Genomic DNA, 23,698 nt, shown 5'->3' on the forward strand with positions numbered 1-23,698 from the left:
CTTTAAATCATCGATTGGGTTTTGGTCGATGATGCGTTCGCGTTTGGCACGTCTTAAAACATTAGAAATCAGGTCAATCGTGCGTCTAGTCACTTCACGTGGTGGCTCACCGTTCTTGTTCAGACGCTTTTCGATCTCATCTGCCATTGCTCGGCAATCTTCAAAGCTCACATCTTTTAGTGCAATGCCTTCAAAGTGTGGCAGCACGTCTTTATGCATACGGTTAAAGTCTTGCTGATAGGTACGCGGCTTGACGTTACGCTGACGCTCAGCGAGCCAATCTAAGGCGTAGTCTTTGAATTTATGCGCGTGGATATTAGCAAGCTTGTCTTGACGCTTTTTATTTTTTGGATCGATACCATCTGCTAATAGCGCCTTAATCTCAGTATTGGCTTGTCTAGCTTCAGCAAGTGACATGATGGGGTAGGTGCCAAGTGTGAGGCGAGTCTGCTTGCCATCGAAGCGATAGGCCCTTATCCATGTCTTTGTGCCTGTACTGCGTACCAAAAGCTGTAGCCCTTGCTGATCACTATATTTGTCAGGACGCGAAGGTGTGCATTTCTCACTAGGTTTAAGCTTGCGGATCTTACTATCGCTTAACATGTTGGTCTATTCCCTATGGCTGTAAGCTATATAAATCAATAGATGTAACAAATACGTTGGTCTAATGCTAAATCATAAAACTTAAATGATGGTCTTTTTGAGGTCTAATAGAATCATAAACCAACAAATAGACCAACACAAGCCACGGGATAGGTGGGTTATTCTCGGACAGCTTAGGAAAACGCTAGGCATAAAAAAAACGCTAGACGCGTTATTTATAGAGGGTTGCAGAGGTATATGGGAGTGTATGGGAATAGGTAGGAAAACTAGCATTTTATAAGATTGGCGGTGAAGGAGGGATTCGAACCCTCGATACGCTATTAACGCATACACACTTTCCAGGCGTGCGGTTTCAGCCACTCACCCACTTCACCGTTTTTAGACGGCTTAGTATAGCGGATACTGTCTAGAATGTCACGACTTGCACCTTATCTTTCTTTATTTACAAACGCCTGCTACGATAGCGTATACGTAATGACAAGCATAGATGGTTGAAAGTTGAATGATAAGTTTCGGTAGGCTCAATGCCCGTTTGAAAAACAGTATTACAATGACCGTGATGGCGGTGGTCGTAAGTATAACTTCAGCGCATGCTGATGACTTTACTCAGTGTAGCGAGTCCTTTTATGGCGGTGTCTATCCTGAGTTTATCAATACCAAGCTAAGCAACAAAACCCAAGCTTTATGCATGGATGGTTTTGCCGTTATGTATTCTGGCGTATCGCGTACACCGCTTTGGTCGGCAGAATATTTGGATCGCAAGCGTTTACAACAAGCAAAAGAAATCGATCGTGAAGACAGCTTTCATGAAGAAAGTAGGTTACCAAAATCCGTACGCGCCTCATTGTCCGACTATTCAGGCTCTGGCTATGATCGCGGGCATTTAGCGCCCAATGCCGATATGGCGAATCGCAGTCAACAATATGATAGCTTTAGCCTTGCCAATATCGCCCCGCAGTCACCGCGTAACAATCGCTATATCTGGCGTAATATCGAATCAGCCACTCGCTATTTGACCCAGCAATATGGAGAAGTTTATAGCATTACAGGAGTAGCCTTTACTGGCAAAACAACCAAGCAACTGGCAGATCGTGTACTGGTGCCCAGTCATTTCTTTAAAGCCGTCTATATACCAGCGATTAATCAAGCAGGGGTCTATTATGCACCCAATGATGAGTCGGAGCGCATAGAGGTTATTAGTGTTGATGAACTCTCGACTAGAATTGGTATCGATGTGCTGCCCGTCTTGGATGCCAAAACTAAAACACAGGCATTTGATCTGCCATTAAAGGCGGGTGAAAGCTCCGAGTTGCCCGATGAGCCAACAGAAGAGCCGGCTTGGATGCTGTTTGTTTGGGCGATTCTTGAGTGGGTAATCGCCCAATTGCAAGCATAATGCCTTTGTGACACGAGTCTATATATAATAAAAGGCACAAAAAATCCAAAAATTACGCAAGATATCGTTAATAAAAAGGAGAATCAAATGATTGATCCATTTGCCAATGACCACCAAAGCATGCAAATCGGTGAGCTTATCATCGAAAACCAAACAGATAAAATTATTATATATGGCGATATTGATTTGACTCTTGATGCTACTGGATATGAGCAAGCACAACAGTTACATGAGCTAACAAGCAAGATTATTCAGGCATTTGAAAATAATTCCATTTACAATAATAGTCAGCATAAGTCAAAAGAAAAAGATGACCGGTTGGATAAAAATATCGACAATCCTTTTTTATAACTATTTGATATAGTTCAATTTTTATAGAAATAATAAACTATAAAAAAATTACTAGGCAAAAGCTTAAAATTGCTTATAATGAGTCAAGACATCGCTTATGTCGTATAAAATTTTGATGAGCAGTTTTTTTAGATGCGATAACCACTCCCAAAGAGTAGAAAGTCGCATAGCTGTTAATAGGGATTTTAGCGAAGGATAAGCCTAGGAGATCAGAAACATAACGTTTCGAGTAATCATTGTATGAAGGGAATCAGTCTATGAAATTATTTACCAAAACCACTCTAGCTGTTGCAGGTATCAGTTTAGCAAGCATGGCATTCGCCGCTGATCCTTTAGCCAATACCACGTGGCAGACATTTGATGAAGGTAAGCCAAAAGGTACCGTAAAGATTACTGAGTCAAACGGTGTACTAACAGGTACGCTTATTGCTACCAACTCAGCCAAAGGCAAAAAGCACGTTGGTACGACCATTATTAAAGGTTTAAAGTCTGATGGTGGTGGCAAATATAGTGGTGGTACGATCACTGATCCTGAAAAAGGCAAAGACTATCGTATGACCGCAAACTTGAGTGGCAACACCTTAAATCTAAAAGGTTATATCGGTCCATTCTCACGCAGTCAAACGTGGAAAAAGAAATAAACCTATCGTTTATTTTTAACATTAGACCTAATATTTATAAATAAAAATCCCGCAATACCTTTTGGTAATGCGGGATTTTTATTACATATATTTTAATATTGGCTTCAGAGCTTATCTCACAAATTCTGGATATGCTTCCATACCACACTCTGCTATATCCGCACCTTCATACTCATCTTCTTCAGAGATACGCAGACCAATCACTAATTTGATAACTGCCCAAGTGATTAAGCTGGCGATGAATACCCAAGTAAAGATAGTGGCTGCACCAGCAATCTGACCTACGAACGATGCTGCTGGATTGGTAATTGGTACGATAAGCAGACCGAACAGACCGACTACACCATGAACTGAGATAGCACCCACTGGATCATCTATTTTTATTTTATCCAATGCTAAGATAGATAGCACAACGATAACGCCAGCGATCAAACCAAACAGTGTTGCTTGTAATGCAGATGGGGTTGAGGGTTCTGCCGTGATAGCGACTAATCCTGCGAGTGCACCATTTAAGAGCATGGTTAAGTCAGCTTTGCCAAAGATGATGCGTGCTATTATTAAAGCACCAATTGCACCGCCTGCCGCTGCTGCATTGGTATTCAAAAACACCATAGCAACCGAGTTAGCACTGGCAATATCACCCAGTTTTAGCACCGAGCCGCCATTGAAACCGAACCAACCCATCCAGAGAATAAGTGTTCCAAGCGCTGCCAGTGGTAAGTTAGCACCTGGAATGGCGCGTATTTCACCATTAGGGCCATACTTGCCTTTACGTGCACCTAATAATAATACCCCTGCTAATGCAGCCGCAGCACCCGCCATATGGACGATACCAGAACCTGCAAAATCAGAAAAACCCATGTCGCCTAAATTGAACATCCCAAATACATCATTGCCACCCCACGTCCAGCTACCCTCTAATGGATAAATGACACCAGTCATCACCACAGCAAATAATAAGAACGACCACAGCTTCATGCGCTCAGCCACCGCTCCTGAAACGATCGACATACAGGTTGCAACAAACACCACTTGGAAGAAAAAATCAGACGCAGCGGAGTAAACAGAATCACCGTCAAAACCGTTTTCAGCGGAGGCTGCTAGAGCATCTGCTACCAGCGTTTCATTACCCGCGATACTGCTCAAGAATAGGTTGCCACCATACATAATGGCATAGCCGCATATCATGTACATGGTACAAGCTGTGGCAAAAAGTGCGATATTTTTGGTTAAAATCTCAACGGTGTTTTTTGAGCGGACGAGTCCAGCTTCTAACATGGTGAAGCCTGCTGCCATCCACATGACGAGCGCCCCGCACATTAAAAAGTAAAATGTATCAAGTGCGTACTGGAGCTCGAAGATTTGATTTTGCATATTAATTCCCCCTTGAATTGATGCAATACAGCTATCAGTATGATCTATAAATCTGTGTCTATATGGCCTTGCGCGTTAGATAGCGTCAGGGCCTGTCTCGCCCGTACGAATACGAATAACTTGCTCAAGTGCAGTGACAAAGATTTTGCCGTCACCAATCTTGCCCGTGCTAGCGATGCGAGTGATGGCTTCGATAGCAGGTTCGACCATCTCATCAATAACAGCCACTTCGACTTTTACTTTAGGTAAGAAGTCCACCACGTATTCTGCGCCGCGATAGAGTTCTGTGTGACCTTTTTGGCGACCGAAACCTTTGACTTCAGTAACAGTGACGCCTTTAACACCGATGTCAGAAAGCGCTTCACGTACATCATCGAGCTTAAACGGTTTTAAGATCGCAGTGATTAGCTTCATAAAATATTCCTTATTTGTGTGATGCCGCAGGTTGATCGAAGCATTGTGGTGCATCGTATCGCTGCCATGCTTACTATTAGTCATTCAAGAACTGTGCCAATTTACTCAAGGGGGACAGGTAAGATTGGATTTGTTTGTTCAAAAACAGCCATAGTTATGGCAAAAAATACTGGTTATGCTGCAATGGTATAAACCATCATTATGAGCATAGAGAATGCGAATTAACCTTTAGCGTTGAACTGACGAAAACTTTATTATAACCAACTTTTTAGGTGCTTGGGGAGACCATCCATCTATTTCCTGTGATGATTTGCTAACCTAGTTTCGTATATGAAACGAATCACTTGAGGAGAAAGTAGGGAAAATTGTGTGATACGGTAAGCGGCAGAGCTTAACATGGATGTATAGGCTCTGCGCTCAAAGAGAGAGGGGTGGCTGTGTAGATCGGCTAAAGCCTATACCTTTGGGAAGAGTAGGTAGGGGGTTTTGGTGCTACCGAGCAGCTTTTTTGTGTCGCTACCTTTTAGAAGTTCACGCAGACGAGATTGGCCAAAGGCACCGGTCATCAGCATACCGATATCATTCTCATTTTGATAATAATTCAAAGCCGAAGTGACATCACGGCAGTCCAGCAAGGCTTTTTTAGACTTAATGCCTGCTTGTTTGAGCCGCGCATAAGCTTCACGTAGCGCATCGCAATTTTCAGAGTTTTCTTTACCGACCATCACGATATGAACGGTTAATGCGCGCACCAGTGAGGTTTTGCAGAGCCAATTGAGCAATTTATGTGAAGTAGGACTGTTGTCAAAAGCAAATAAAGCGGTCGTAGGGGGCAAAAATGGTGCATGAGTCACCAAAATGGGGCAGTGACTGACTCTAATTAACTGGCTCAATGTCGATTTGCAGGTGACATTGTGACCTATAACGATCAATTGTGCTTTGTCATCGACGTAATCGATACTTTCATTGAGGTGTTCATGGCGATGCAGGGTATATGTTTTTAGTTTTTGTCGCTGCTGTTCGCAATAGGTGGTAGCTTGATGAAGCAAAAGCTTGCCTTGGGCTTTTAGCTCACAATTACTCAAGTGCTCCTTGGTGGTGAATTGCTCAAGCAGCATGTTTTCATCATCGATATTCAGGCAGCCTGAATAATTCACCGCCGCTTTTTGTTGTAAGCTCGGTACAGAATGCAACAGTCCAACAGGTGCTTGTAGACGAGTCGCGGCCCACATGCTGGCTTCTAACACTGCTTGCACGTGGTCTGGGCAGTCCAAGCAGGCAATCACACTATCTGGTTTCAAATTACTCATAAGACCACCACATTATTCCAATATTAAAAAAACAGAATAAAAAGACAGCTGCTTGGCTCAAGAGTTGGGCGATAATGCTTATGCCCAACCCTTTGCACCAATGCAGCTGTTTATTCAACTGTCTATTTATGAGCGGTTAATCAATATTAGCTCAATAAATAGACGTGGCTTTGTTTAATCCAATAAGCCAATATCTCGGCGATCGTGGATAGAGAAGCGATCAATCAGTGTTCGGCTCGCATTATTGAGTCCCACCACTTTGACATCAATGCCCTCACGTTGCAAGCGCATGACCAATTTGTCCAAGGTGTCTACGGCACTGACATCCCAAAAATGCGCTTGGCTGACATCAATTTGAATACTGTCTAAAGCTTCTTTGGTATCGAAGCTGTTTAAGAACTGGGTCGTAGAAGCAAAGAATACTTGTCCTTGCACATAATAATAACGGGTATTAGTACTCTCATCATATTCGCTAAATATAGTTAAGAATTGACCAATTTTATTGGCAAACGCCAGCGCCGATAGCAGCACGCCCACGCCTACACCATAAGCTAGGTTGTGCGTAAATACTGTGGTCAAAACAGTCGCTAGCATGACAATATTAAATGACATCGGATGCGTTTTAAATTCGCGAATAGACTGCCAGTTAAAAGTACCAATGGAGACCATAATCATCACAGCGACCAGTGCCGCCATGGGAATTTGACTGACCCATTCACTTAAAAACACTACCATAATGAGCAGTACGATACCTGCCATCAAAGTGGACAGACGCGTACGTCCGCCAGATTTGACGTTGATCATAGATTGACCAATCATGGCACAGCCTGCCATGCCACCGAAGAAACCTGATACGACGTTGGCAATCCCTTGACCGCGACACTCGCGGTTTTTATCGCTTGGCGTATCTGTCAAATCATCGACGATAGTCGCTGTCATCATCGATTCTAATAACCCAACGATGGCAAGTGCGATAGAGTAAGGCGCGATGATCAGTAAAGTATTTAGGTTCAAGGGAATGTCAGGTAATAAGAACATCGGTAATGAATCAGGCAAATCGCCCATACTGCCGACATTACGAATATCAAGATTCATATACATGGCGACAGCGGTCAAACCAACGATACAGATCAGCGGTGACGGAATCACGCGACCGATTTTAGGAATCAGCGGAAACAAGTAGATAATCGCTAAACCCGCCGCTGTCATGATATAAACCGTCATGCCAACACGTTCCGTCATTGGGTTAAGCTCAGGCAGCTGGGCGGCAAAGATCAATATCGCGAGCGCATTGACGAAGCCAATGACTACCGAGCGCGACACAAAGCGCATCAAATTACCGAGCTTTAGAATACCCATTATAATCTGAATCCCACCGCACAATAAGGTGGCAGCTAGCAAATACTGCAAACCATGCTCGGCGACTAAGTCAACCATCACCAGTGCCATTGCTCCAGTTGCTGCCGAAATCATGCCTGGACGACCACCGACGAAACTGATCACGACCGCGATACAAAATGAGGCATACAAGCCGACTTTTGGATCAACACCTGCGATAATAGAAAAGGCAATGGCTTCAGGAATCAGCGCTAAGGCAACGACCAAACCGGATAAAACGTCGCCGCGAACATTGGAAAACCACTCGTCACGTAAGTTATCAATAAAAGATGTCATAAGTAAACTGCATAGGGTTAGAGGCAAAAAAGTAATCATTACTCATTCATAAAATGATCGCGTCGCTATAAAAGTAGCTATTCATCTTGCTTTTACGGCAACATGTGCTGTGTCATATTGCGGTATTGAATTATTAAAGGTCACTAATAAGTAGGTCTACTGATTTACTTACTGGTATCGCTAATACGCTCACCAATAATTGATACGATGATAAATTTAGTGAGATTACATAAAAAATAGTTAAAATAAGGTGCTTAAAGCAGGGCGTTTATAAGAGCACCTACAATAACGAATAACGAATAGCGTCAGCAATGATATGCTGCGGTAGAGGGTAATAAATAATTTATCAAATAAAAATAGCCGCTCGACATGACCCGTCTATAGTAGTAACTTTGCCAAACAGAAGTGACAATAGCGTGCTAACTGTGACAACATGCTAAACTAAAATGCTTGGGTAAATACCCAGTCACTTACAGATTAAGGCAACTATTATAGCATTAGCCACTTAATATAAAAACAGGCGCATAATAGCACATCGTCATAAAAAACCAGTACCGAAATCTGAACGATACCGTTATGATGCGTCTCATCTTGACGGCATCATTTTGCTTCTTTATAGACTAGGTTTGTTTGATGCCATTTTGCTCGTCCAACAGAAGGAATAAATATGACCACCAACGCTGCAACAGACGCCTTACTTCACAAAGGCAGTGGTCTACAAGTCGTGGTCGGTTTGGGACAATCTGGGTTATCAGTTGCGCGCTATTTGGCCAATCAAGGCTATCAGGTTGCTGTTACTGATGCTCAGGTGACACCTAGCTTAGCAGATCAACTACCCGCGGAGATTAGTATTCGCCAATTTGGTACGATTGACGCCGAGCTCTTGCAGCAAGCGGCACGTATTGTTATAAGCCCCGGTATCTCTCTTGCTACCGAAGCTGTCGCCGCTGCCCGCCAAGCGAATATTCCCGTGGTTAGTGACATTCAGCTATTTTGTGAGGCTTGTACCGTACCGATAGTGGCGATTACTGGCTCTAATGCTAAGAGCACCGTGACCACCTTGGTCGGGCAAATGGCCGCGGATGCTGGTGTCAATGTTGGTGTCGGCGGTAATATTGGCGTGCCAGCGCTGACCTTGCTTGATAATACTGATATGGAACTGGCGGTACTTGAGCTGTCGAGCTTTCAGTTAGAGACGGTGACCAATTTGGGCGCGCAAGTGGCGACGGTTCTAAATATGTCGCCTGACCATTTAGATCGCCACGGCGATATGCTGGGCTACCATCAAGCCAAACATCGTATCTTTCAGGGTGCTAAGTCCGTGGTTATCAATCGCGAAGACGCATTGACGCGTCCGCTAGTGGCTGATAATTTGCCCAGAGTGAGTACCGGTATACATGCTCCTGATAAAGGTCAATATGGTCTTATTACTACTCCTGAAGGCCAGATTTATCTTGCCCACGGTACAGAAAAACTACTGTCGGCAGATAAACTGTTGATTAAAGGTCGTCATAATCTGCTTAATGCACAGGCAGCCTTAGCGTTAGGCGAACTTGCTGGTTTGCCATTGGGCAGTATGTTGAATACCTTACAGCAGTTTACTGGACTTGAGCATCGTTGCCAGTATGTGGCAAATGCTGCAGACATTGATTATTTTAATGATTCAAAAGGCACCAACATCGGCTCAACGATGGCAGCTATCGAAGGACTGGGCGCAGTCTATGCGCCAAAAGATGGCAAGCTACTATTGATTTTGGGTGGACAAGGTAAAGGTCAACAGTTTGGTGAATTGACGCCGTTTATCAATCAGTATGTTAGCCAAGTACTGTTTATTGGTGAAGATGCGCCGCTGATTGAACAGCATCTGCGCGCAGCTAAGATAAGCGCCGATGTGGCGTTACATCAATGCCAAACTTTAGAAAATGCCTTTACAACCATTCAACAAGTCACGGCAAGCAGCCTATCGCAAGTGCAAGCGGTGCTATTGTCACCTGCTTGTGCCAGCTTTGATCAATATAGTGGCTACGCAGCTCGCGGTGAGCATTTCAGTCAGTTGGTTGGTCAATTAGCAACTGAGTCGTCAGATATGATGACTGCGGAATAAAAGGTTTGGTGATTTAAGCCTTTGCATGATAAGTGCTTAGCGAATCTCAGCATTTAATAAAGAACTCAGTATTTAATAAAGAATAAGAGCAATGCAATAGGATTGCCCTGTATTGAATTTTACGACGCGCGCGCATTTTCTGTATAAATGATTGTTTTGCTTATAGATTGCTGCTACTGTCAATCATAGCCAGTCAGCAACATGAATGGTCAGCTTATTTGCTTAGTAATCTGTCTGGTACTGTCTATTTTCTATTTTTTAAACGGTGGCGTTTAATAGACGCCGTGTTTTTTCGTTCGTTAGTGTATATAAAATTATGGCGCTCTCTTCTCTTTTTCGTTCCTCGTCCCAACTGAAGCAAGCATCTGGCTCAGATGGTATTCTTTCTATGCCGTCAGCACGCGCCATTCTCCTATCGAGTGTTGGCTGTATGTTGGTGCTCAGTTTATTGATGGTGGCTTCCGCTTCTATTCCTTTTGCGCTCAGTCGCGGCATGACAGAGCTGCACTTTTTCAAAAACCAGCTGCTGTATATGATGATCGGTTTGACGGTCGCTACGGTTTCTTATTACAGCGTGTCTTTGCGAACACTATATAAGACTGAAACCCAATTTATCTTACTGGGTATCACTGGCATGCTGCTAGTGGCAACCCTATTTAGTACGCCTATTAACGGCTCCAAGCGTTGGCTGAACCTAGGGGTATTTAATTTTCAGGTGGCAGAGTTGGCCAAGTTGGTGATGATTGTCTTTGTCTCTGATTTTGTGGTGCGTCGCTCTTTTGAAGTTCGTAACGGCTTAGACGGTTTTTTACGGATTATGTTGGTGGTGGCACTCATCACCATGCTGCTATTGTCACAGCCAGATTTTGGTTCTTTTGTCGTTATTTTAGGTACCATCTTTGCAATTTTTTATATTGCTGGTGCGCCTTACAAGCACTTTTTAGCACTGGGCGCGGCTGCCATCGGTGGTGCGGTATTGATGGTGACGACAGCGCAGTACCGATTGGTACGTGTGATGTCATTTATGGATCCGTTTGATGATGTGCAAGACACGGATTATCAGCTGGCACGCAGTTTGATTGCCTTTGGTCGTGGACAATTTACAGGCGTTGGTTATGGTGAGAGCGTACAAAAACTGTCGCATTTGCCCGAGGCACATACTGATTTTCTATTAGCCATTACAGGGGAAGAGTTAGGCTTTGTTGGGGTTACCATGGTATTGGTGCTCGAAGCGCTGATTATCGGTAGCGCGATGCGTATCAGTTATAACGCGCTCAAACGTCGGCAGATGCGTATGAGTTATACCGCCTTTGGTATCGGTGTGGTGTTCATAGCGCAGACAATTATCAATGCGGCGATGAATATGGGCGCGATTCCAACCAAAGGATTGACCATGCCATTCTTCAGTTATGGAGGCTCATCAATGTTGATTAGTTTGGTGATGGTTGCGTTATTGCTAAAAATTTATAAAGAAAGCCCTGAAATCGAAAAAAGCCAATGCCGTTATTATTGATAGGTTGAGCATTAGTTATAGGCTCGATGCATCATGACTGGCATTATCCAAAGAAGCGTCGCTAAATAGTGGCGCTTTTTGCTAGCTGACTTTTATTCATTGGGCATATTTAACTGTTGCTTGCCTTGTAGCGGCGTACTGCCCCATTGAGCAATGGCTTGCTTTAACATACGAGTAGGTGTGTCTCTATCAACGGCTGGTTGCTGTAATAGTTGTAAAGCATTGGCGATAAGTTTACTTGGATCTCGTGTATCAATGGGTTGTGCTAGGTTTTGCTTGGAGAGTTTTTGTCCATCAGCATGACATATCAGTGGCAAGTGATACCAATGATCGATGGCAGGTAAGCGTGCGGCATCCATGATGCTGATTTGCGCTGTCGTCATGGGTAGGATATCTAGACCGCGCATAATATGTGTCACTTGTTGCAGTCCATCATCAAGGCTAGCAGCCAAAATATAATTGATCATACCATCTTGGCGACGCACTACCATATCACCCAATGTCTGCTGAGGGTTATCCCACTGCAATCCTTGAATACCGTCGTTAAAACCAATCTTATAATTCGGTAGCTGTATGCGTAGCTTATGTTGCTCTCTATCAAGGTCAGCGCTGACGCAGCAGCGTGGATAGCGCTTCCTGTTTGGTTGCAATGGGTTAGCATCATAAGATGGGCTCAGCTCTTCTTGCGCCCAGTATTGCTCCAAATCTTTACGCGAGCACTGACAACCATAAGTGAGCGGATGCAGGGCTGAGTGTAGATAATCATTATAAATATCAATACGCTCAGATTGATAAATGATATCACCGTCCCAGTACAATCCAAGCACTTCCAAATCAATCAAGATTTGCTCAGTAAATTGCTGATCACAGCGTTCGGTATCAGTGTCTTCAATACGCAGTAGCCATTTACCACCAATGGATTTTATATGGCAAAAGCTGGCAAGCGCAGTCGTCAATGAGCCAAGATGCAGTTCACCAGTCGGTGAGGGAGCAAAACGACCAATCGGCTGTACTGGTATGATTGGAGTGGGCATAGGAATAAGGTTAGTTTTCAAAGTAGGAAATTATCGGTAAAAAAGGTAGAAGATAGAATAATAAATATATCCGTAAAAAGATATTTGTGAAATGAGTCTGTTTTGTTAGCAAATCAATATAAGCAAGCTTAAAGCTCTGTATCAGCCATGATTTATTGACTAAAAACCAGCCAGCTAAAACGCAATAAGCGACCATGTTATGGTCGCTTATGCTTACATTCTACTATTGAGATGAATCGTAATTCGCTTAAGCGCCTTGATTTTGGCGTTCTTTAATCTCAGACAGGGTTTTACAATCGATACACTGGGTAGCCGTTGGGCGCGCTTCGAGACGACGCAGACCAATCTCTACGCCGCAAGTTTCACAAAATCCATAATCATCATTTTCAATTTCTGACATAGATTTATCAATTTTGCGAATGAGCTTACGTTCACGGTCACGCGTACGCAATGCGAGGGCAAACTCTTCTTCTTGGGTGGCGCGATCATTGATATCTGGCATAGCACTGGACTCGTCTTGGATATAAGTCTTGGTGCGATCCGCTTCGCCAATCAGTTGGCTCTTCCAATCCAATAATATAGCCTTAAAGTGCTCTAACTGCGCATCAGACATGTACTCTTCGTCTTTGGCAGGCACATAAGGAGTAAACTTAGCTTCACTTGGATTCGTGGTCAGGGTGCTCATATGGGTATCCTACTTTTTTCAAATTAATTCAATAAAACGACGTATCAAAAGACAAGACGCTATCAATGTCATAAACGCTATAATTTGTCCCTTTATAAAACGTTTTACCACTTGGTAACACAAGTAACACAGCGGATCTAATAGTACAGTTATCTTGATATGCTCAAAGCAATCTATCAATGGTCGGGTATATGGTTATGCATATTTTTATTTAAATAGCGTTGTCTTAATAATGCGACAAATCACTGACTGTGAAGACTTAGCTGTGATCGATTTAGCCATCCTAGCTATTATAATTCTACCTAATACCAGATACTAGGCAGTCCTCATTTCGTTTTATACGTTGTATCATTGTTTCTGATAATAATGAAGTCATTTTTCATCATCATGTCGTTTTTACCGTGCCAGTCATTGTATTCTGAAATCAGAAATATCAGTCAATAGCTTGCAATATAAGGGCTCACATCAGTATTTGTCCCAATAAATCTGGGCGTCAAGTATCCAGTCTTTCTACCCAGCTTGCAACCTTTCCATTGTTGGCTAATTGCAACCAACGGTAACCGGGCGGGACGCTTTTATCATAGGAAAAATCATTCTCATAAGGCTTGAACTGGTAGCAAGTAGATGGCGTACTATAGACCGTGACTCCTTGACGATGGCGAACCTGCTCTTGGTGCGTATGACCACTGATAATGACCTTGAGATGGTCAAATCCTAACAGATGCTGCCAAAAGGCCTCACTATTCTCTGCCATATGCGTGTCAATCCAGTCAGAGCCTACGGGAATGACATGATGATGTAGAGCAATCAGCGCAGGCTTATCACAGGCTCCGAGTCTCTCGCATACCCAGTCAATATCGGTAGGCGTTATCTCGCCCGCGACTTTGCCCGTGATGGATGAGTCTAATAACAACAGCTGCCAACGATCAGTCTCAATGACATGCCGGCTTAGCAAGCGCGGGTCGGCAGGCTGAGCAATCAGTTCGCGCTCAAAGAATGGTAAGTCACTGCCTATCTCATCCGTTACATCATGATTGCCTGCGATACAAGCAAAAGGAATATGGGTCGCTTGCAATACCTCAAAAATATGATCGTAAATAGCGGGTTTGACTTCATTGACTAAGTCGCCAGTCACGATAATCAAATCGCAGCGAATGTCGCTACTCAAAGCTTGCTGTAGTACTGTTTCAAAGCACTGCTGACAGACAGTGGCTTCGCTATTGTTAGTATCGCCATCAACACTAGAAGAAACAGGCGTTGATAAATGCAAATCTGTGATTTGTAGTATGTTTACCTGTTCATCTGGTGTGCTAATGTTATTAACAGGATAGCTTAGCATTAGGTCAGTCCCTCATCGAATCGAAATAAGTGATGCTGTTAAAACGAATGATAGATAAATAGATGTCCTGCATCGAGTAGACTAATAAATTTTGGTCTGACCAATATGTTTTTTGGCTTGACGCCGCTAGTATGTCGATGGTATTAGGGCAAGTTTATAACATAAAGTAAATGAAAGCTCTATCATATTGATGAAATAAAGTTGGATAAGAGGATAAAAAAACCAGCGGCTTTATGCGTATGATAATGTGTCTAACGGCGCGCTGACCAAATTTTTGCAGTACTGAGCTTTGAGAAAATCAGCGCGATAAAAAATAAAATGGCTAATATTAATACGATAGCAAGTCCTGTCTGAATATCTAGCCAGATGCTTCCCCAAACACCTAGTGTCACGCCAAGCTGTGCGATCAGTAGCGATATAACGACCATTTGTTTTGGCGATGATGACCACAAACGTGCCGTTAATGCTGGTAATACCAATAAACCGCTGATTAGTAAACTACCAACCGCTTGCAGGGCAATCGCACAAAATCCCGCCAATACGCCCATAAAGAACAGCCGCTGGCGTGTCGGATTAACACCTTGAATACGCGCCAGTGCTTCATGAGTGGCAAGCTTAATTTGTGCAGGCCATATATACATAAGTAGACCGAGCCCTACCAGCACGCTACTGGCAAGTAAGGGCAAATCTGCCCAATCAAGCTCTAGCAAATTACCAAATAAAAACCCCAGTACGTTTGCTTGTTGGTCAGTCAACTGGGTCAAAGCCAATAAGCCTAAGCATAATAATGACACCGCCACGACCGCCAAAACCGCATCGACAGGCAGGCGCTCATCATCGATTAATACCAGCCCTAGCACCACCATGACGCTGACCAAGGCAATGCCAATGCCCATAGGTAATTGCCACCATACTGCTAAAGCTACGCCAAGCAAGGTACCATGTGCTAAAGCATCAGCAAAAAAGGCCATACGTCGCCACAAGACTAAGCAACCTAAAGGCGCTGATAGTAGCGCTAAAATACTGCCAGCGATCCAAGCGGGGGCAATGATGGCTAACCAAGCAGTCATAATAAATATCCGTAAAAGTTTTTATAAAGCTCGATATGTGTTTGATGTATTAAGCTTCGATATATTTTATATTTGTGAATGTTCAAAGCGCCCTAATGATTATAGTTCGCTTGGGGCGTGATGCTCACAGGCATGTGGTTGATGCACATAAGGCTGCTCATAATGATGCCCAAATAGCTTTTGAAATTCACTACTAATGGCAAGCTCGCTTGGTTGTCCCTCACAGCAAATATGCTTATTAAGACAAATCACGCGTCGACTGCCTTTCATGACCCAATGCAGATCATGCGATACCACCAGCATGGCACAACGTAAAAACTCTGGCAGCTCATCAATAAATTGATAGAGCCAAACCTCAGTATCAGGGTCCAGTCCTTGCATCGGCTCATCTAAAATCAATAAGTTGGGTTTGTCTAACAATGCGCGCGCGAGCAAGACTCTTTGTGTCTCACCACCCGACAGGTGCAGCATTTGTCGCGATAGTAAGTGCGTCAATGACAAGTTATCAAAGATAAATTGACGCTGCTCAGACGTTAAGCGCCTTTTATCCGCTTGTGCCAATAAATCGCAGACTCGTAATGGCAATATCGGCGGTACAGCAAAGCGCTGCGGCACATAGCCAAGCTGTAAATTTTGATGAGAGTTAATGTGCCCTTTAGTTGGCTCAATCAATCCCAAAATAAGTTTAACCAACGTTGACTTACCAGCGCCATTAGGTCCAATAAGACTGACTGTTTCATTAACCGCAATGTCGATATCAATATGTGAGAGTAAGCGTTGATGCCCTATATCGTAGCTGATGTTGCTTAGGCTCAGCAGTTTACTCGCAGTGTTAATGGTGTTGCCATCAACAGCGGAAAAGTTCGGTTGATTAGACGGTGAGGTAGACAGGCTCATAGTATGACAACCAATAAGTGAATGAGTAATACAAATAAAAAACGGATGACAAAGACTTACGCTTCAGTGGTCAGGGTGTGTTACTGGCACGCTTGGCAACGACCACTCAGCTCAATCACACTGCGTTCCACAATAAAGCCAACGTCTTGCTCAGCAAAACTCATCATTTCCTGTACGGGCACACTGCTACATTCTTGTACACGCTGACACTGACCGCAGATTAAAAATGCTGCGGTATGCTGCGCGCGTGGGTGACAGCAGGGCACATAAGCATTGATAGAGGTCAATTGATGTATCAAGCCTTCACTCAATAGAAACTCCAGACTGCGATAGACAGTGGGTGGCGCGACATTTTTTGGCGCTTGTTTTTTAGAGCTAATTTCTTTAGATGCTGCTTTCATTGGGTGCTGTTGCGAGTTAAGCGCTTCGCTGCTGTCATCAGTGTTATTAGGCTCTGATAAGCGCATTTGCTGCAATTGCGTGATCAAATCATATGCACCGATAGGTTTATTGGCTGCCAATACCAATTGATATATTTGCTGGCGCAATGGGGTAAAGCGTGCACCGTTTAGGCGACATTGTTCTTTTGCTGCCATTAGGCGCTCGGTCACGTCATGCGGCGTAAAGTCCTGCACATCATGTAAATGTTCGCAGACTGATAAACTGGTGGACATGGTGCAAGCTCCTACGAAAAAAAATGGCACTGTTATTATAGTAATTTATAATGTTATAGTATAACATACTAAAAATAAGAGCAGATAAATGATCTTGGCTTATTTATTGATACCTTGATGATCACTCAGATACAACGGCAATAATGTCTAAATGTTTCCACTTATATTTTATCTTTCATACATTAAAGAATCTATTATGAACTCAGTTTTCAAATATTTTTTAAGCTCAACCATTATACTACAGCGATGGCTCATTACGGGCATAGTTGCATTAGGCATCTTTACTGTGAGTGCACAAGCGGCAACAGTCAGCGTGAGTAACTACCCACTGTTTTTATTGAGTCAAGCAGTGACTGAAGGTTCACCGCCCGCCAAGCAGTTATTGCAGGCCGGGGAGGTAGGTCATCATGGCAGTATCAGCCCAGGCGATATTAAAGCCATTCAGGACAGTAAATTTGTCGTGTGGTTTGGTGAGCCATTAGAAAATAACTTGGCGGCAAGCCTTAATACCGCCCCCAATGCGATTGCCTTATTTGAATTTGATGCCTTTAATCGTCATCCGCTACGTGACGTCCAAGGCAAGCCTATTGCTGGCACCTTGGATCCACATATATGGTTAGATCCTGAAAATGCCAAAGCCATGACTCGTGCCCTTGCCGTGATTCATAGCCATGCTAATCCGCAATATAAAGCACTTTATCACGCCAATGCACAAAAATTTGCTCAGCGAATGGATAGGGGAGTGGCATCTTTCGTAAAACAAGCTAAAGGCAAGCAGCAAACCCAGCCTTATTGGGCCTATCATGATGCTTATCAATACATTGAATCCAGTACAAACCTAAAGCTTGTTGGCAGTTTAAGCACTGATCACCATCTAGCACCACGAGCAAGCCAAATACGCTGGCTAAATGAGAAGCGTCCAGCCAAGCAAATGTGTCTGGTTAGCCCAAGTCAACCAGCCAAAGGTCTACTCGCTAAGTTACAGTCCGTAAAAACCACTGTGCAACCTGAAGATATGAGCAATAGTAAAGACTTTGTGAGTGGTTGGCAGACGATGGCACAGCAAATCTATCAATGTATATCGTAGGATAACTGATTAACCATAGTGGCTTGCAACGCTTGAGAAGCCATTATGTAGTAATACTTTGGGTGTTATCCATTGGTCAGTAACTATGACGTCTATGAGTGATTCAGCTAGGTCACTGATAAAAGGTATATTTTTCTTGCTTAACGGTGGTATGCCCCTTATAATAAGTGGCGTTTTATTTTGGTTAAAAGGTAACACCTGTAGAGTGAGCCGTTCACGGATAAAAGTGTCGCGACGATGTTATATTGCCACCTTATCCCAATGCTGTAAGGCTATAGGATTACATTACCGATGACCAAGCCTGCCAAACGCACACAAAAAGATAAAATTGGCATCTATATCAAACGCCAAGCGTGGATATTATTTATCCTTATTATTATTGCTTGGGCTTTAGATACCAGTTGGCTACATAGTGAGCTTACTGTCGCAAAAAGCGCCGCTATTGGTGCGCTACTCAGCTTTGCTACCCAAGCTGTATTTGCTTTTTTTATCTTTTGGTACACTGGATATCGCGCGCGCCAACATATTGTTAGCCAGCTATATCGAGGTCAAATGGCCAAATGGCTATTGACTGTGTTTGGTTTCGCACTAATTTTTATTACCGTACAACCCCTATCTGCGCCTGCGCTGTTTATCGGTTTTATGGTAATGCAAATTAGTCACAGTTGGATGTTGTGGCATATACGCTAGCATTAATAGACGATGACTATATCAATAGTTGAGTGCTTAATAGTGCTAGGCAAGTCACCCTGCCGTCCAGCTTCTCTATGACTGATTTCATAAGAAAGTCAAAACATACAAAACTGTCTAAAGACAGCGCCAATGATCATAAAGACTGTGATATGAGCGTTTAAATGAGTATAGCGTGTGATAATGGAGTCGATAGCCAATTATTAGCTATCAGTATTGCCTCTAATTAAATTCTTACAATTTAATTAATCACGCAAAGCTATGTTAGTAAACGTTAATAGTAGCTAACTTATTCATACAGTGCATAAAAAAGTCATAATTGACTTTACACGAATACAACGCTGCATTAATATAGGCAGCTAAATATTTTGCTTATGAACGCTGTATTAAGCGTCGATCGTGGAAACGCGTCAGTAAGTAAACACAGATATAATAATTTCGCGTACATATACAAGGGCTATTACTGAATCATCATAAGCCCTTTTTTGATAGCTAAAATTTATCTTAAGTTATCAAATTGCGCACTAGTAATAGAACTATGGGTTGGATGTTATTGATTACATGAGCGCTTTAGCATGGTTCATCGGCTTGCTAGCAGGTCAAATAGGATCGTTAAAACCTCATCAGATGACAACCATATTTTTGGTAGTTGATTAAATCGTTGATTAATAAGAAGCTGACATTATGGCAGGCGAGCAAACAACAACAGACTATATCTCTCACCACTTAACGAACTGGACGTACGGCTATCTGCCGGGCGAAGGCTGGAAAGTTGCCTATACTGCTGAAGAAGCTAGTGCAATGGGCTTTAAAGCCATCCACCTTGATTCTATGCTTTGGTCAATTGGTCTAGGCATTGTTTTCTGCGCCATCTTCTGGATGGTCGCTAGAAAAGTCACTTCAGGCGTGCCGGGCAAAACTCAGGCCGCGGTTGAGATGATCGTTGAGTTCGTTGATAACAACGTTCGTGATTCGTATAGTGGTACCTCAAAGCTGATTGCGCCTTTGGCGTTGACTATCTTTGTATGGATATTCTTAATGAACTTGATGGATTTACTACCCGTCGATTTTATTCCTATGATTGCTGGCCAAATCGGCGCAATGATGGGACATGATCCACATCATGTGTTCTTTAAGATCGTTCCAACGACGGATCCTAATATTACGCTTGGCATGTCTTTTTCTGTCTTTATACTGATTCTGTTCTATAGTATCAAGGAAAAAGGTTTGGGCGGCTTTGTTGGCGAGCTAACACTGCATCCGTTTAGTGCCAAAAACCCTATCGTACAAATTATTTTAATACCCATCAACTTTATCTTAGAGTTTGTTACTTTGATAGCGAAACCTATCTCTTTAGGTCTGCGTCTATTCGGTAACATGTATGCTGGTGAGTTGATTTTCATACTGATTGCTCTAATGCCGTTTTGGATTCAATGGGCGTTATCAGTACCGTGGGCTATTTTCCACATCTTAATTATTACACTTCAAGCGTTCGTATTTATGATGCTGACGATAGTTTATATGTCACTTGCATCATCAACTGAACATTAATTAGACATTCAATAGGTAAATGAGGATACATCCATGGATCCAGTATTAGGTGGTTACACAGTTATCGCAGTAGCACTACTTATCGGTTTAGGTGCACTAGGTACAGGTATTGGTTTTGCTATTCTAGGTGGTAAATTCCTAGAAGGCGTTGCGCGTCAGCCAGAACTTGGTTCACAGCTGCAAACTCGTATGTTCATCGTAGCAGGTCTTCTTGATGCTATTCCGATGATCGGTGTTGGTATTGCTATGCTATTGTTGTTCGCTAACCCTCTAGCAGGTTAATCAGAAAGCTCAGTTGTAAATGTTTGGTAGTCAAAGTTTGTATCTTAACCATAGCCAAAGTTTGGCTATCAAATATGATCAATGAAACTGATTTTTCATTAACAAAGAGGTGATCACGTGAATATCAATTCTACCCTCATCGGTCAAGCCATTGCTTTTGCAATCTTTGTGATGTTCTGCATGAAATTCGTGTGGCCACCACTTATTGGTGCCATCAATGAGCGTCAGCGTAAAATTGCTGAAGGCCTGAATGCCGCAGAGAAAGCAAAAGCAGATCTGGCGACCGCTGAGCAAGACGTCCAGCAGGAGCTTGATCTTGCAAAGACAAAAGCTGCTGCTTTAATCGAGCAAGCGAACAAGAGTGCCAACCAGCTTGTCGAAGATGCAAAAATGCAGGCCCAAGTGGAAGGCGAGCGCATTCGTCAACAAGCGCAAGCGTCTATCGACCAAGAAATCAATCAAGCGCGTGAATCATTACGTGCCCAAGTTGCTGAACTGGCTGTACTTGGTGCAGAAAAGATTTTGCAAGACAAAGTCGATGTGCAAAAACATGCCAGTATGTTAGACCAACTGGCGGCAAAGCTGTAACTGTGAGGATATAATGGCTGATTTATCAACCTTAGCACGACCCTACGCTAAAGCCGCGTTTGACTATGCCAACGAAAACGGGGCCGTAAACGAGTGGGAAAATTTCTTGTTTGTCGCCAGTGCAATTGTCAATGACAAAGCGTTCCGTACATGGCTAGAAAATCCAGCCGTTACGGCTGAGCATAAGTCAGCTGCTTTGGTTGATCTTTATGACTCACAAGTGGCTGGTGATAGCGACTCTGCTTTTAAACAGCTACTAGGCGAGAGCAAAGGCTCTCGTTATGGTAATAGTATTAGCTATCCTAAAGTGTCACCAGCGCTCAATAATTTTATTAAGCAGTTGGCGCAGCAAGAGCGTCTGGCGCTGCTTCCTGAAGTTTATGAGCATTATCGCCGCCACAAGGCAATAAGCTTAAAGCAGCTTGATGCTTACGTGACCTCTGCCTATCCATTGACTGACGCTCAGCGTGAAATGCTTCAAACGCGCCTTGCTGCATCGTTAAATGCTAGTGTGGTGATTCATGAGTCGGTCGATCCAAGTCTATTGGCAGGCGCTACCATCAAAGTCGGTGATAAAATCATTGATGATTCGATGCGCGGCAAGTTACAACAGTTAAAAACACAGCTAACGGCCTAATGCCATTTACCAGCGCAGTCATCTATGATCTGCGTGAAAGTAAGAGCATTTAAGTCAGTGGGCGGGTTATCATAAATTAAAGGAAACAAGGCAATGCAACAATTGAATCCAGCGGAAATCAGTAACCTGATTAAGCAGCGTATTCAAGACCTTGATGCGGGTGCAACTGCAAAGAATGAAGGCACGATTGTCAAAGTATCTGACGGTATCGTGCAGATTCATGGTCTTGAAGATGCCATGTACGGCGAAATGATTGAGTTTGAAGGCGAAATCTATGGAATGGCGCTTAACTTAGAGCGTGATTCTGTCGGCGCGGTAGTACTTGGTGATTACCTAAAGCTGCAAGAAGGTCAAAAAGCCTATTGTACTGGTCGTATTCTTGAAGTACCAGTAGGTCCTGAGTTGCTAGGTCGTGTTGTTGACGCCTTGGGAAATCCTATTGATGGCAAAGGTCCTATCGATGCCAAAATGACTGATAAAGTCGAAAAAATCGCCCCAGGCGTTATTGATCGTCAATCAGTAGATCAACCAGTAATGACGGGTTATAAAGCCGTTGATACTATGATTCCAATTGGTCGTGGTCAGCGTGAGCTTATCATTGGTGACCGTCAGACGGGTAAAACCGCGATGGCTATCGATGCGATCATCGCGCAGAAATCATCTGGTATCAAGTGTGTATACGTCGCAATCGGTCAGAAACGTTCTACCATTGCAAACGTCGTACGCAAGCTTGAGCAAACTGGTGCATTAGCATATACCACGGTTGTGGTTGCATCAGCATCAGAGCCTGCCGCACTACAGTATATCGCACCGTATTCAGGTTGTACGATGGGCGAATACTTCCGTGACCGCGGTGAAGACGCACTGATTGTATTTGATGACTTATCAAAACAAGCCGTTGCTTATCGTCAAATTTCACTATTGCTACGTCGTCCGCCAGGTCGTGAAGCGTATCCTGGTGATGTATTCTATTTACATTCACGTTTACTTGAGCGTGCATCACGCGTAAACGCGGCGTACGTAGAAAAATTCACTAATGGTGAAGTAGTTGGTAAAACCGGTTCTTTAACCGCACTGCCAATTATTGAAACCCAAGCTGGTGACGTATCTGCATTCGTACCGACTAACGTGATTTCAATCACTGATGGTCAGATTTTCTTAGAATCAAGCCTATTCAACTCAGGTATCCGTCCAGCAGTTAACGCTGGTATCTCGGTATCTCGTGTGGGCGGGGCAGCTCAGACTAAGATCATCAAAAAGCTATCTGGTGGTATCCGTACTGCACTGGCTCAGTATCGTGAACTGGCCGCCTTTGCTCAGTTTGCCTCAGATCTTGATGACGCGACTCGCGAACAGCTTGATCATGGTGAGCGTGTGACTGAATTGATGAAGCAGAAGCAGTATCAGCCAATGTCAATCTCTGAGCAAGCTGCAGTTATCTATGCATCGAATGAAGGCTTTTTAGCGGACGTTCCTGTTGAAAAAATCGGTTCTTTTGAAGAAGCTTACTTACGCTATATGCATGATGAGCAGAGTGAATTGATGCGTGAAATTGATGATACTGCGAATTATAATGATGATATCGCAGGTCGTTTGAAGTCATCTTTAGAGACCTTTAAACAAAATCACAGTTATTAATTTAACGGGTTAAGCCGAATTGGTTATGGCTGTCTTTGATGGCTAATAAAGTGGCGCATTGTCTTGTATTTCTTTATTAAGACAGTAGCGCCACTGTTCTAACCATTGACGGTATTAGATCGCGTCATGCACAAAATATATAACAT

The 23,698-nt window shown here is 43.3% G+C and carries 23 protein-coding genes and 1 tRNA gene; 12 read left to right on the forward strand and 12 right to left on the reverse strand.

Features of this window, described 5'->3' with window-relative positions; translation table 11 throughout:
• On the reverse strand, positions 1-603 hold a 603-nt coding region (locus B2575_RS05365; protein ID WP_296240478.1), incomplete at its 3' end, for a tyrosine-type recombinase/integrase.
• A gap of 283 nt (positions 604-886) precedes the next feature.
• Positions 887-977: transfer RNA gene (locus B2575_RS05370), tRNA-Ser, on the reverse strand.
• 158 nt (positions 978-1,135) lie between these two features.
• Between B2575_RS05370 and B2575_RS05375 the strand changes: the two genes are divergently transcribed.
• The 3 genes from B2575_RS05375 to B2575_RS05385 all read left to right on the forward strand — a co-directional run bounded on the left by B2575_RS05375 (position 1,136) and on the right by B2575_RS05385 (position 2,991).
• Positions 1,136-1,999 carry a DNA/RNA non-specific endonuclease gene (locus B2575_RS05375; protein ID WP_296240479.1) on the forward strand — a complete coding sequence of 288 codons (864 nt, stop codon included), beginning with the start codon at positions 1,136-1,138 and terminating at the stop codon, positions 1,997-1,999.
• A gap of 87 nt (positions 2,000-2,086) precedes the next feature.
• Entirely contained in the window at positions 2,087-2,350 is a 264-nt protein-coding gene (locus tag B2575_RS05380) for a hypothetical protein (protein WP_045445842.1), read from the forward strand.
• 257 nt (positions 2,351-2,607) lie between these two features.
• Positions 2,608-2,991 carry a DUF2147 domain-containing protein gene (locus B2575_RS05385; RefSeq protein ID WP_045445845.1) on the forward strand — a complete coding sequence of 128 codons (384 nt, stop codon included), beginning with the start codon at positions 2,608-2,610 and terminating at the stop codon, positions 2,989-2,991.
• Between the two features lie 111 nt (positions 2,992-3,102).
• Here B2575_RS05385 and B2575_RS05390 read toward each other — a convergent pair whose 3' ends face one another.
• The 4 genes from B2575_RS05390 to B2575_RS05405 all read right to left on the reverse strand — a co-directional run bounded on the left by B2575_RS05390 (position 3,103) and on the right by B2575_RS05405 (position 7,763).
• A complete protein-coding gene (locus tag B2575_RS05390; protein WP_296240480.1) occupies positions 3,103-4,365 on the reverse strand; it encodes an ammonium transporter in 1,263 nt (420 codons plus the stop codon).
• 75 nt (positions 4,366-4,440) lie between these two features.
• On the reverse strand, positions 4,441-4,779 hold the full coding sequence (locus B2575_RS05395; RefSeq protein WP_010197981.1) for a P-II family nitrogen regulator: 339 nt from the start codon (positions 4,777-4,779) through the stop codon (positions 4,441-4,443).
• Between the two features lie 455 nt (positions 4,780-5,234).
• Positions 5,235-6,089, reverse strand: coding sequence for a universal stress protein (locus B2575_RS05400; protein WP_045445851.1), 855 nt, complete (start codon positions 6,087-6,089; stop codon positions 5,235-5,237).
• 174 nt (positions 6,090-6,263) lie between these two features.
• Positions 6,264-7,763: a SulP family inorganic anion transporter gene (locus tag B2575_RS05405; RefSeq protein ID WP_296240481.1), complete on the reverse strand. Its 1,500-nt coding sequence runs from the start codon at positions 7,761-7,763 to the stop codon at positions 6,264-6,266.
• Positions 7,764-8,430: 667 nt separating this feature from the next.
• On the opposite strand from B2575_RS05405, the gene murD reads away from it, so the two are divergent.
• Together murD and ftsW are read left to right on the forward strand one after the other, a co-directional pair.
• Positions 8,431-9,867, forward strand: a complete 1,437-nt coding sequence (gene murD, locus B2575_RS05410; protein ID WP_296240482.1) for a UDP-N-acetylmuramoyl-L-alanine--D-glutamate ligase — start codon at positions 8,431-8,433, stop codon at positions 9,865-9,867.
• A 388-nt stretch (positions 9,868-10,255) separates the two neighbouring features.
• Positions 10,256-11,380, forward strand: a complete 1,125-nt coding sequence (gene ftsW / locus B2575_RS05415; protein WP_055125364.1) for a putative lipid II flippase FtsW — start codon at positions 10,256-10,258, stop codon at positions 11,378-11,380.
• A 92-nt stretch (positions 11,381-11,472) separates the two neighbouring features.
• Here ftsW and gluQRS read toward each other — a convergent pair whose 3' ends face one another.
• The 6 genes from gluQRS to B2575_RS05445 all read right to left on the reverse strand — a co-directional run bounded on the left by gluQRS (position 11,473) and on the right by B2575_RS05445 (position 17,079).
• Positions 11,473-12,414, reverse strand: coding sequence for a tRNA glutamyl-Q(34) synthetase GluQRS (gene gluQRS, locus B2575_RS05420; RefSeq protein ID WP_296240483.1), 942 nt, complete (start codon positions 12,412-12,414; stop codon positions 11,473-11,475).
• A 247-nt stretch (positions 12,415-12,661) separates the two neighbouring features.
• On the reverse strand, positions 12,662-13,099 hold the full coding sequence (dksA, locus tag B2575_RS05425; RefSeq protein WP_045445865.1) for an RNA polymerase-binding protein DksA: 438 nt from the start codon (positions 13,097-13,099) through the stop codon (positions 12,662-12,664).
• A gap of 493 nt (positions 13,100-13,592) precedes the next feature.
• Positions 13,593-14,438 (reverse strand): metallophosphoesterase, encoded by an 846-nt coding sequence (locus tag B2575_RS05430; RefSeq protein ID WP_296240484.1) that lies wholly within the window; start codon positions 14,436-14,438, stop codon positions 13,593-13,595.
• 251 nt (positions 14,439-14,689) lie between these two features.
• On the reverse strand, positions 14,690-15,508 hold the full coding sequence (locus tag B2575_RS05435) for a metal ABC transporter permease (RefSeq protein ID WP_296240485.1): 819 nt from the start codon (positions 15,506-15,508) through the stop codon (positions 14,690-14,692).
• A 99-nt stretch (positions 15,509-15,607) separates the two neighbouring features.
• Positions 15,608-16,405 (reverse strand): metal ABC transporter ATP-binding protein, encoded by a 798-nt coding sequence (locus tag B2575_RS05440; RefSeq protein WP_296240486.1) that lies wholly within the window; start codon positions 16,403-16,405, stop codon positions 15,608-15,610.
• An 80-nt stretch (positions 16,406-16,485) separates the two neighbouring features.
• A complete protein-coding gene (locus tag B2575_RS05445) occupies positions 16,486-17,079 on the reverse strand; it encodes a Fur family transcriptional regulator (RefSeq protein ID WP_296240487.1) in 594 nt (197 codons plus the stop codon).
• A 196-nt stretch (positions 17,080-17,275) separates the two neighbouring features.
• Here B2575_RS05445 and B2575_RS05450 point away from each other — a divergent pair, with 196 nt between their 5' ends.
• The 7 genes from B2575_RS05450 to atpA all read left to right on the forward strand — a co-directional run bounded on the left by B2575_RS05450 (position 17,276) and on the right by atpA (position 23,552).
• Positions 17,276-18,166, forward strand: a complete 891-nt coding sequence (locus tag B2575_RS05450) for a metal ABC transporter solute-binding protein, Zn/Mn family (RefSeq protein WP_296240488.1) — start codon at positions 17,276-17,278, stop codon at positions 18,164-18,166.
• 291 nt (positions 18,167-18,457) lie between these two features.
• Positions 18,458-18,856 (forward strand): ATP synthase subunit I, encoded by a 399-nt coding sequence (locus B2575_RS05455; RefSeq protein ID WP_045452420.1) that lies wholly within the window; start codon positions 18,458-18,460, stop codon positions 18,854-18,856.
• Between the two features lie 684 nt (positions 18,857-19,540).
• Positions 19,541-20,407 (forward strand): F0F1 ATP synthase subunit A, encoded by an 867-nt coding sequence (atpB, locus tag B2575_RS05460; protein ID WP_055125357.1) that lies wholly within the window; start codon positions 19,541-19,543, stop codon positions 20,405-20,407.
• Positions 20,408-20,440: 33 nt separating this feature from the next.
• Positions 20,441-20,689 carry a F0F1 ATP synthase subunit C gene (gene atpE, locus B2575_RS05465; protein WP_010197960.1) on the forward strand — a complete coding sequence of 83 codons (249 nt, stop codon included), beginning with the start codon at positions 20,441-20,443 and terminating at the stop codon, positions 20,687-20,689.
• 117 nt (positions 20,690-20,806) lie between these two features.
• Positions 20,807-21,277: a F0F1 ATP synthase subunit B gene (locus B2575_RS05470; protein ID WP_045452424.1), complete on the forward strand. Its 471-nt coding sequence runs from the start codon at positions 20,807-20,809 to the stop codon at positions 21,275-21,277.
• A 13-nt stretch (positions 21,278-21,290) separates the two neighbouring features.
• Positions 21,291-21,914 (forward strand): F0F1 ATP synthase subunit delta, encoded by a 624-nt coding sequence (locus B2575_RS05475; RefSeq protein WP_045445877.1) that lies wholly within the window; start codon positions 21,291-21,293, stop codon positions 21,912-21,914.
• Positions 21,915-22,007: 93 nt separating this feature from the next.
• Positions 22,008-23,552 carry a F0F1 ATP synthase subunit alpha gene (atpA, locus tag B2575_RS05480; RefSeq protein WP_055125356.1) on the forward strand — a complete coding sequence of 515 codons (1,545 nt, stop codon included), beginning with the start codon at positions 22,008-22,010 and terminating at the stop codon, positions 23,550-23,552.
• The last annotated feature ends 146 nt before the right edge of the window (positions 23,553-23,698 follow it).

The organism is Psychrobacter sp. UBA6739, from assembly GCF_002453835.1.
GTDB classification, from domain to species: domain Bacteria; phylum Pseudomonadota; class Gammaproteobacteria; order Pseudomonadales; family Moraxellaceae; genus Psychrobacter; species Psychrobacter immobilis_A.